The sequence below is a fragment of the Thermogutta sp. genome (assembly GCF_014359955.1).
GTDB lineage: Bacteria > Planctomycetota > Planctomycetia > Pirellulales > Thermoguttaceae > Thermogutta.
Map to the genome: position 1 here is coordinate 1 of NZ_JACIYL010000123.1, position 8,252 is coordinate 8,252.

6 protein-coding genes are annotated in these 8,252 nt (G+C 60.3%); 4 read left to right on the forward strand and 2 right to left on the reverse strand.

The window, feature by feature from the left end:
* Both rimO and H5U08_RS05760 read left to right on the forward strand, forming a co-directional pair.
* The coding region (gene rimO, locus H5U08_RS05755; RefSeq protein WP_366494114.1) for a 30S ribosomal protein S12 methylthiotransferase RimO at positions 1-1,417 on the forward strand (1,417 nt) is incomplete at its 5' end.
* A 19-nt stretch (positions 1,418-1,436) separates the two neighbouring features.
* Complete coding sequence (locus H5U08_RS05760; protein ID WP_297031161.1) at positions 1,437-2,435, forward strand: sugar phosphate isomerase/epimerase family protein; 999 nt, start codon at positions 1,437-1,439, stop codon at positions 2,433-2,435.
* Between the two features lie 69 nt (positions 2,436-2,504).
* On the opposite strand, the gene H5U08_RS05765 is transcribed toward H5U08_RS05760, so the two are convergent.
* Entirely contained in the window at positions 2,505-3,989 is a 1,485-nt protein-coding gene (locus tag H5U08_RS05765; protein ID WP_297031162.1) for a hypothetical protein, read from the reverse strand.
* Between the two features lie 83 nt (positions 3,990-4,072).
* Entirely contained in the window at positions 4,073-5,872 is a 1,800-nt protein-coding gene (locus H5U08_RS05770) for a 30S ribosomal protein S1 (RefSeq protein ID WP_297031164.1), read from the reverse strand.
* A gap of 869 nt (positions 5,873-6,741) precedes the next feature.
* Between H5U08_RS05770 and dxr the strand changes: the two genes are divergently transcribed.
* Together dxr and H5U08_RS05780 are read left to right on the forward strand one after the other, a co-directional pair.
* On the forward strand, positions 6,742-7,899 hold the full coding sequence (gene dxr, locus H5U08_RS05775; RefSeq protein ID WP_297031165.1) for a 1-deoxy-D-xylulose-5-phosphate reductoisomerase: 1,158 nt from the start codon (positions 6,742-6,744) through the stop codon (positions 7,897-7,899).
* Positions 7,890-8,252 (forward strand): site-2 protease family protein (locus H5U08_RS05780; protein ID WP_297031167.1); only part of this gene is annotated, 363 nt, incomplete at its 3' end. The genes dxr and H5U08_RS05780, both read left to right, overlap by 10 nt.

Below are 8,252 nucleotides of genomic sequence, written 5' to 3' on the forward strand. Positions count from 1 at the left end.
CACCCCAGGACAGGTCGAGGTGGAAGCTCGGTCGGTTGACGGCCCATCCCAGCCAGGACCTCGGGGCAAATGCAGCATGATTGCCCTGGGATGCCCCAAAAACCTCGTGGACGGGGAGCGCATCCTCGGGCTGCTCCGCGATGCCGGCTGGGAGCTTGAACCCAACCCGGAAAAGGCCGATGTCGTCGTGGTCAACACGTGTGGGTTTCTCCGCTCCGCCCGGGAAGAATCCTTCGAAGCCATCGAGGAAATGCTCAAGCTGAAAAAGCGGGGCAAGATTCGTGGAGTTATTGTGGCGGGATGTCTCGCCGAGCGAGACCGCGACGCGCTTCTCGACCGGTTTCCGGAAGTGGATCAGGTTATCGGCGTCTTCAGCCGGGATGAAATAACCCGGGCCATTGCCCGCATTGAATCGGGGATCCACGAACAGCGGACAATCTTTCAACCGGCGAGTGTCGTTCCGCTGGATGATCGACGGCGGTTGCGGGTGACGCCGCGTCATCTGGCGTATCTGAAGATTTCCGAGGGCTGCGACCGTCTGTGCACGTTCTGCACCATTCCGCATATTCGGGGACGGCACGTGAGCAAGCCGATGGAGTTGATTCTGGCCGAGGCCCGGGAACTGGCGGCCGAGGGCGTGAAAGAGCTCGTCGTGGTCGCCCAGGACACCACCTACTACGGCATGGACCTGGTGGGGCGGCCGCTGCTTGCAGAACTCCTCAGCCAATTGCGGGAAATTCCCGGGTTCACATGGATCCGGCTCATGTATCTTTATCCGATGTATTTCACGGATGAACTGATCGGCGTCCTGCGCGAAGGTGGCCCGATTATCCCTTATCTGGACCTGCCGCTGCAGCACATCAATGACACGATTCTGCGGCGGATGAAACGCCGCGTGACACGTGCCGAAACAGAGGCCCTGCTGGCACGTTTACGGGAAAGTATTCCCCAACTCGTCTTGAGGACGACAATGATTGTGGGCTTTCCGGGGGAAACGGAAGCCCAGTTTCAGGAACTCGTGGAGTTCGTCAGGAAACAGCGATTTGAGCGGTTGGGAGTTTTTGAATACTCGCGTGAGCCGGGGACACCAGCCGCCCGGCTTAAGGATCACCTTCCCCGCCGCGTCATCCGTGCCCGGCGAGAGTACCTCATGGAGGTGCAGCAGGAGATCGCGTTCGAATGGGCGCAGTCTCAGGTTGGCCGAAAAATGACCGTCCTCCTTGACCAGCGTCATCCCGGCCAGAAAGATGTTTGGCTGGGGCGTACCTATGCGGATGCCCCGGAGATCGACGGGGCGGTTTATGTGACCGGGAAGAGGCTGTCGGCAGGGCAGTTCGTGGAGTGTGAAATTGTGGCGGCCGAGGGATACGACCTTGTGGCTGCCCCGCTGGCAGAAGATGCTACCGTGGCCTCCTGAACCTGGGGAGAAATCTGCCATGAATACCGGCACGCGGAGGGAATGGCTGCTCCAAAGTGGACTGACGTTGGCGTCATTCGGACTGTCCGGCTTTGTCAATGCCCTGGCAGAAGACGGTGCCCGGGAGGGAGAGCGCAAGGAAAAGCAAAAGAAATCCGGAAGGAGGCGGTTTCGCGCCGCGCTCTCCTGCTCTGCCATCGGGGTGCAGGCCGATCAGATGCAGGCTTTGGAATACGCGATCCGATATGGCTTTGAGGCAGTGGAGCCGCAGCCGGAATTTCTCGCCCGCCTGTCTGACGATGAATTGGCCGGTCTTCGCGAAAAAATGAAGGCCCACAACGTGGGCTGGTCGGCAGCCGGTGTGCCGGTGGATTTTCGCGGTTCCATCGAGCGATTCACGGCCACACTGCGCGGCCTGCCCAAGTATTGCGAGGTCCTTCAACGGGCAGGAGTGGATCGATTGGGCACTTATCTCTCACCGACCTCTCGGGATCGAACGTATCTGGAAAACTTTCGTCTCCATGCCAAGCGGTTGCGGGCGATTGCCGACATCGTGGGCTGCTACGGCATGCGCCTGGGGCTGGAATACGTCGGGCCGAAAAAATCCTGGAGTGCCGGTCGATACCCATTCATTCACGCCCTGCGGGAAATGAAGGAGCTCGTCGCGGAAATCGATCATCCCTGCGTGGGGTTCACCCTCGATAGCTGGCACTGGTACACGGCGGGCGAGACGCGCGAGGATATCCTCAGCCTGAGAGGCGATCAGGTCATCGTGGTCCATCTCAACGATGCCCCCGCCGGTGTCCCGGTGGATGAACAAGTCGACTCCATCCGTGATCTTCCCTGCGCGACGGGAGTGATCGATTTGAAAGGCTTTCTCTCGGCCCTGGTGGAGATCGGATTCGATGGACCGGCCTATATCGAGCCGTTCAAGAAGGAACTGCGGCAATTGCCCCCGGAAGACGCGGTGCGCGTGACGGCCGAGGCCATGCGGAAAGCACTCGCGCTCATCGAGTGAATTGACAGACGCGATCTCCTGGGAGGTGCGGTCGGTCTCAGAACCGGCCAGAGCAAACGGCCGGTCGCTTCATTCCAACCCAGCGGCCTGTTTGACACGCGCCTTTCCGCCGAGACGCTTGAGCCCCTCCCCCGTCACCGACGTTCCGTCGAGGAATACCTCGCGGAGTTGAGGTAGCTTTTCCAGGAAGGGGACGGCCGCGTCGGTGATCCCCGGATTGCCGCTCAGATCAAGCGATTCCAGGTGAGAAAGGTGGCTCAGGTACTGCACACCGGCATCTGTTACCTGTGTTTGCGCCACATTGAGCTTCCGCAGAGTCGAGATCGTGGCGATGTGCTCTAACCCGGCATCGGTGATCAACGTCTGAGCAAGAGAAAGCTCCTCCAGCGACGGCATGGAGCGGAGGGCTTCCAGAGCGGAATCATTCACCATCGTCTGGGGGAGGTTGAGGACGCGGAGTGATGCGTGGCTGCGAAGTTGGCTGAGGAATGTGCCGCGCACGGGCAGGTCCCGCAGAGAAAGCGTGCGCAGCTTCGTCCAACCCGTCACGACAGCCGCCAGAGCTTCGTCATTGAGCGACGTACACTGGAACAACGTGAGCGACTCCAGCGACAGCGGTGCCAGAGCTTGAAGGCCGTTCGATGTGGCAGGGGATTCTTCAAGGGTGAAACTGACCAATCGCGGGAATCGGCCCACCGCGGAAAGACACGCATCATCAATGTGGTATCCCCGCAAACGGAGGTCCACCAATTGCGGCAGTTCTGCCAATCGCGTGAGCACCTGAGCGTTCACGCCGGCGCAGTTCCGCAGGTCCAGCAGCCGCAACCGCGGCAGTTGGGCAAGACGCTCCATCGCGTTGGAAGAAAATTGATTTTCGAGAAGATAGAGGTGGGTGAGGGCAGGGAACTCGGCCAGAATCGCGATGGCCGCGTCAGTCAACTTGACAGAGCGCCGCAAATTGAGCGACCACAGCCGGGGCAGATTTTTCAACGCGGCAAGGGACTGATCGTCGATTTGCGTGTTCTCCAGCCCCAGTTCTTCCAATGTGGTTTTCCGAGCAAGTTGTTGCACGCCCGCCGGCGTGACGCCGAACCCGGCCACACGAAATCGGCGGAGGTGCGGCAATTGAACGACCAGGGCAATCTCGGCGTCGCTGCCGCTGCGGCGCTCGCCGGCCAGGTCCACTCCAATGAGACGTCCCTGCTGATCAAACTCCAGGCCGGCCTGGGCTTCCAGGAGGCCGTGGATGATCTTCGCGAATTCGGCGGGAACGGCCTGCCGGGCCGCCTCGTCGGAACCGGTGAGGGCGCGGACCCAATCGAGTTCGCTGGCAGCGGCGGAACTGGGGGCGGAGCCCTCGGCCTGATGGGGAGGGGAAACAGCAGCCGGCGAGATGTGCTTGTCCTCGCCGCTTTGGGAGGTGTCATGTTGTTTCAGGGGAGGAGCCTCAGCCGTGACGGATCCCTCGTGTTCCGCTGGCCCGCGCCGGCATCCGTGAGCCAAAACGCAGACCGCGATCGCCAGAAGGATCATCCATGGCGAAGTCGCTCGCATAGGCCGGTTCCCGACAGAAATAAAGCGATCGGTGGCGCAAAAGACCACCGACCGTGGGCAGGGCATCTGGCAGAGCGTTTCGATCAGCCCGCGCTCTCGGATTCGCGATCGCCGGTAAGGCCCTGAATGAGCGGTCCGCCGGAGCCGCCCAGACCACCCTTGAGTTCCTTCTCCTTTTCGCGTTCCTTTTCCTTTTTGGGCTCGGGGGCGGGCTCGGCAGCGGCCTGCTGCTCTTCTTCCGCCCATTCCACACGCTTCCGAGAGAGGCCGATCTTCCGCTCGTCTTTGTCCACGCGGAGGATCTTCACCTCGATTTCATCGCCGACTTTGACAATCTCTTCGGGGTTGTCCACCTTGTGGTCGGCCAGCTCGGAAATGTGCAGCAGTCCTTCCAGACCATCCTCCAGCCCGACAAAGACACCAAAATTCGTGATCTTGGTGACGGTACCTTTGACGATCTGGCCCGGCTGGTATTTGGAGGGGATGTAGGTTTCCCAGGGATCTTCCGTCAGTTGTTTGAGCCCCAGGGCGATACGGCGACGATTCTTGTCCACGGAGAGCACGCGGCATTCGATTTCCTGGCCCTTCTGGAGTACTTCGCTGGGATGCGTGATTTTGCGGGTCCAGGAGAGGTCGCTCACGTGGAGCAGGCCATCCACGCCTTCTTCCAGCTCCACAAATGCGCCGTAGTTGGTGATATTGCGCACAATACCTTTGACAACGGAACCCACGGGATAACGCTCTTCCACGTTCTCCCAGGGGTTCTGCATGGTCTGCTTGATGCCCAGGGAGATCTCCTGTTTTTCCTTGTCGATCCCCAGGACGACAACCTCGACTTCGTCACCCACCTGAACCACTTCGCTGGGATGGTTGATCCGCCGGGTCCAGGACATTTCGCTGATGTGGACGAGGCCTTCCACCCCTTCTTCCAGCTTGACGAAGGCACCATAGTTCATGACGTTGACCACGGTGCCCTTCACGCGGCTACCCACGGGATAGCGCAGCTCGATGTCTTCCCACGGGCTGGGCGTCTTCTGTTTGAGGCCGAGGGCAATTTTTTCCTTTTCCCGGTTGACGTCGAGGATGACGACTTCGATTTCTTCGTCGATGGAGACCATTTCCGAGGGGTGATTGATGCGTCCCCAGCTCATATCGGTGATGTGGAGCAGGCCATCGATCCCGCCCAAATCGACGAACACACCGAAATCGGCGATATTTTTGACGACGCCTTTACGGCGCTGGCCGACTTCCAGTTCGGCAAGGAGCTGCGCCTTTTTCTCCGCACGCTCCTGCTCGATGAGTGCCCGTCGGCTGACGACGATATTCCGCCGCGACTCGTCAATTTTGAGAACGAGGCACTGCACCGTGCGTCCGATGAATTCGCCAATGTCCGCGGGACGGCGGATGTCCACCTGGCTGGCGGGCAGGAACACGTTCACGCCGATGTCAACCAGGAGACCGCCTTTGATCTTTCGGGTGACGATGCCGGTCACGACGTCGCCTTCCTTGACCGTTTCCATCACCCGCATCCAGGCCCGAATTTTCTCCGCCTTGCGCTTGCTGAGGGTGATCATTCCGCGATATTCGTCCCCCAGCCCGTACATGTCCTCGAGTTCTTCCACGAGCACGCTGACGGTTTGCCCCGGCTTCGGCGGTTCTTCGTTTTCCGTCCATTCAGAGAGGGGGACGATGCCCTCGCTCTTGGAGCCGACGTCGACGACCACAAAATCTTTTTCCACCCGGAGAATTCGCCCTTCGACGATCTGATTGACGGCGATTTCCGAGGCGGCCAGTGCGAGGGCCTCAGGGTCCATGCCGCCGTAAGCGGCTTCCAGCTCTTCGGGAGTGACTTCTACCTGACGAATGAGGTTGCGATTGACCATTGGACAAACAACACCCTGAAAACAAAAAACGCTGCAGCAAGCGGAGGCGAAGGAGGGAAACACACGGGCGCGAGAATCGCTGCTCAGGCCGAAGCAGCGTCTCGGCCAACGACCCCTTTTGGCTTGGCTGAAGAATTCACGATCCGCATTACCGCTTGGGGTGGCCGTCCCCCGCCCCATGCGAGGGATACCGCGGGCACCCATCAATGGACACAGTATAACACCATTCCCGCCACCCCACAATTGGAACACCGGCGCAGGGAAGATTTGGCGGGACGCCTTCCAGGGCGTGCGGCGAACCTCGGAGGGGCACGCTCGTCGTGCCCGGGGAAGGGGGATGGATCATCAATCAGTGTTCGTCGGACGTGACAAGCACGTCCCTCCGGAATTTTTTCGGAGGGGCACGCTCGTCGTGCCCATTGAAAGAGAATAGGCCGTCAACTGGTGTTCATCGGACCCGACAAGCGGGTCCCTCCATCCCATGGCTTGGAGGGGCGCGTTCCACTCCGGCTGATCCACCCTTCCACCCATTCACCGTTTACCCTCGCTACCCTGGCCGGCCCTCCAGTGACCGTGCAGAACCGGCAAGAAAAAAGTAAACTTGCATATCGGGCAGGGTGGTGAAGCGGTATCCCGGGCAACCAGCCAGGAAGCGTGCCTCCGTACCGTGTCGTGCCAAGCCCCGTGGGTTAAACTGGGCAGATTCACCTTCCTCGGCGGAGAACCAGGTTTTCCGCGGGCCGGTGCGGGATGAAAACGCCCACCTTGGCATTTCCTGGGGGAAATTTGCCGCGAAGGCTCGTAACCTCTCCCACACCTCGTGTGTGGCTGGCATTATCAAGAAGGCTTGACCAACATACCCCGTCGGCATGACCGATTCGACTCAGGGAATAGCGGTCCTCGGATCCACAGGCAGTATTGGTCGAAACGCACTCGAGGTCATCGCTGCCTCGGAGGGCAGACTGCGCGCCGTAGTTTTGGTAGCACGGTCGAACACGCAGCTTCTGGAACGGCAGGCCCAGGAGCATCGGCCGACTCTTGTAGTGGTGACTGATCCAGAAGCGGCCAGGCAGCACGGAGTTTGGAATCTACCGCCAGAAACGGAGTTGCGCGTCGGGGAGGAGGCCGTGCTGGAGGCCGTTAGCTCGCCGGCGGTGGACCGGGTCCTCTCCGCGTATGTGGGAATAGCCGGATTGCGGGCGACGTGGAAGGCCGTGGAAGCCGGCAAAACCGTGGCCCTTGCCAACAAGGAAAGTCTTGTCGTGGCAGGGCCGCTTATCACGCAGTTGGCGCAACAAACGGGTGCCCAAATCCTCCCCGTCGATAGCGAGCATTCCGCCGTCTTCCAGGCGCTGCGCAGCGGTCAGCCGAAAGAGGTCCGGCGCATCATTTTGACGGCCAGCGGCGGGCCATTTCGCACGAAAAAGAAGGAAGAGCTGGCCTCTGTCACGGTGGAAGAAGCTCTGGCGCACCCTACATGGAAGATGGGCCGCAAGATTACGGTGGACTCCGCCACCTTGATGAACAAGGCCCTGGAGATCATCGAAGCCCGCTGGCTTTTCGGTGTGACCGCCGAGCAGATCGCGGTGGTGATCCATCCGCAGTCGATTGTCCATTCCATGGTGGAATTTGTGGATGGTTCGGTCATTGCCCAGCTCAGTCCGCCGGACATGCGGCTTCCCATACAATATGCGCTGTACTATCCGGAGCGCTGTCCGGGAATTGCCCGAAAAATGGACTGGACGCAGGTGCTCGATCTTCGCTTCGAGCCACCAGATCCGGAGCGTTTTCCTGCCATCCGACTGGGGCTTGAGGCGGCTCGCCGCGGAGGGACGGCGGGGGCTGTGCTCAATGCAGCCAACGAGGCGGCGGTAGAATGCTTTTTACAGGGGCGGCTCCGGTTCGACCAGATCGTTCCGGCCTGCGAGGCAGTGTTGGAATCCCATCCATTCGATCCGGAACCCACCCTGGAACGCATTTTTGAATTGGATTCCTGGGCCCGAAGGGAGATCACACATTGGACCTGACTAGCTTCATGCTCGTGGCTTTTTTGACGGGATCGGCCTGGCTCTACGTGCTGATGGTCGTGGTAGGGCTGGGACTGATCATCTTTGTGCACGAACTCGGCCATTTCCTGGTAGCCAAGGCGTGCGGGGTGAAATGTGAGAAGTTTTATCTCGGATTCGATATTTTCGGGTTGCGGATTGCGCGGTTCCGCTGGGGTGAGACCGAGTACGGGATCGGTATCCTCCCCCTCGGCGGATACGTGAAGATGCTTGGGCAGGAGGACAATCCGGCGCGACTGCGTCAGGAACTGGAGCGTGCCAGGTCGGCGGGGCTGGCGCCGGACGCTGTCATCAGCGAAGAGGGGGTGACGGTG

What these genes read in the sequence shown, in the direction of transcription:
- H5U08_RS05770 (WP_297031164.1), bottom strand. Translation starts at nt 5,872, where the DNA reads ATGGTCAATCGCAACCTCATTCGTCAGGTAGAAGTCACTCCCGAAGAG.
- H5U08_RS05760 (WP_297031161.1), top strand. Translation starts at nt 1,437, where the DNA reads ATGAATACCGGCACGCGGAGGGAATGGCTGCTCCAAAGTGGACTGACG.
- dxr (WP_297031165.1), top strand. Translation starts at nt 6,742, where the DNA reads ATGACCGATTCGACTCAGGGAATAGCGGTCCTCGGATCCACAGGCAGT.
- H5U08_RS05765 (WP_297031162.1), bottom strand. Translation starts at nt 3,989, where the DNA reads ATGCGAGCGACTTCGCCATGGATGATCCTTCTGGCGATCGCGGTCTGC.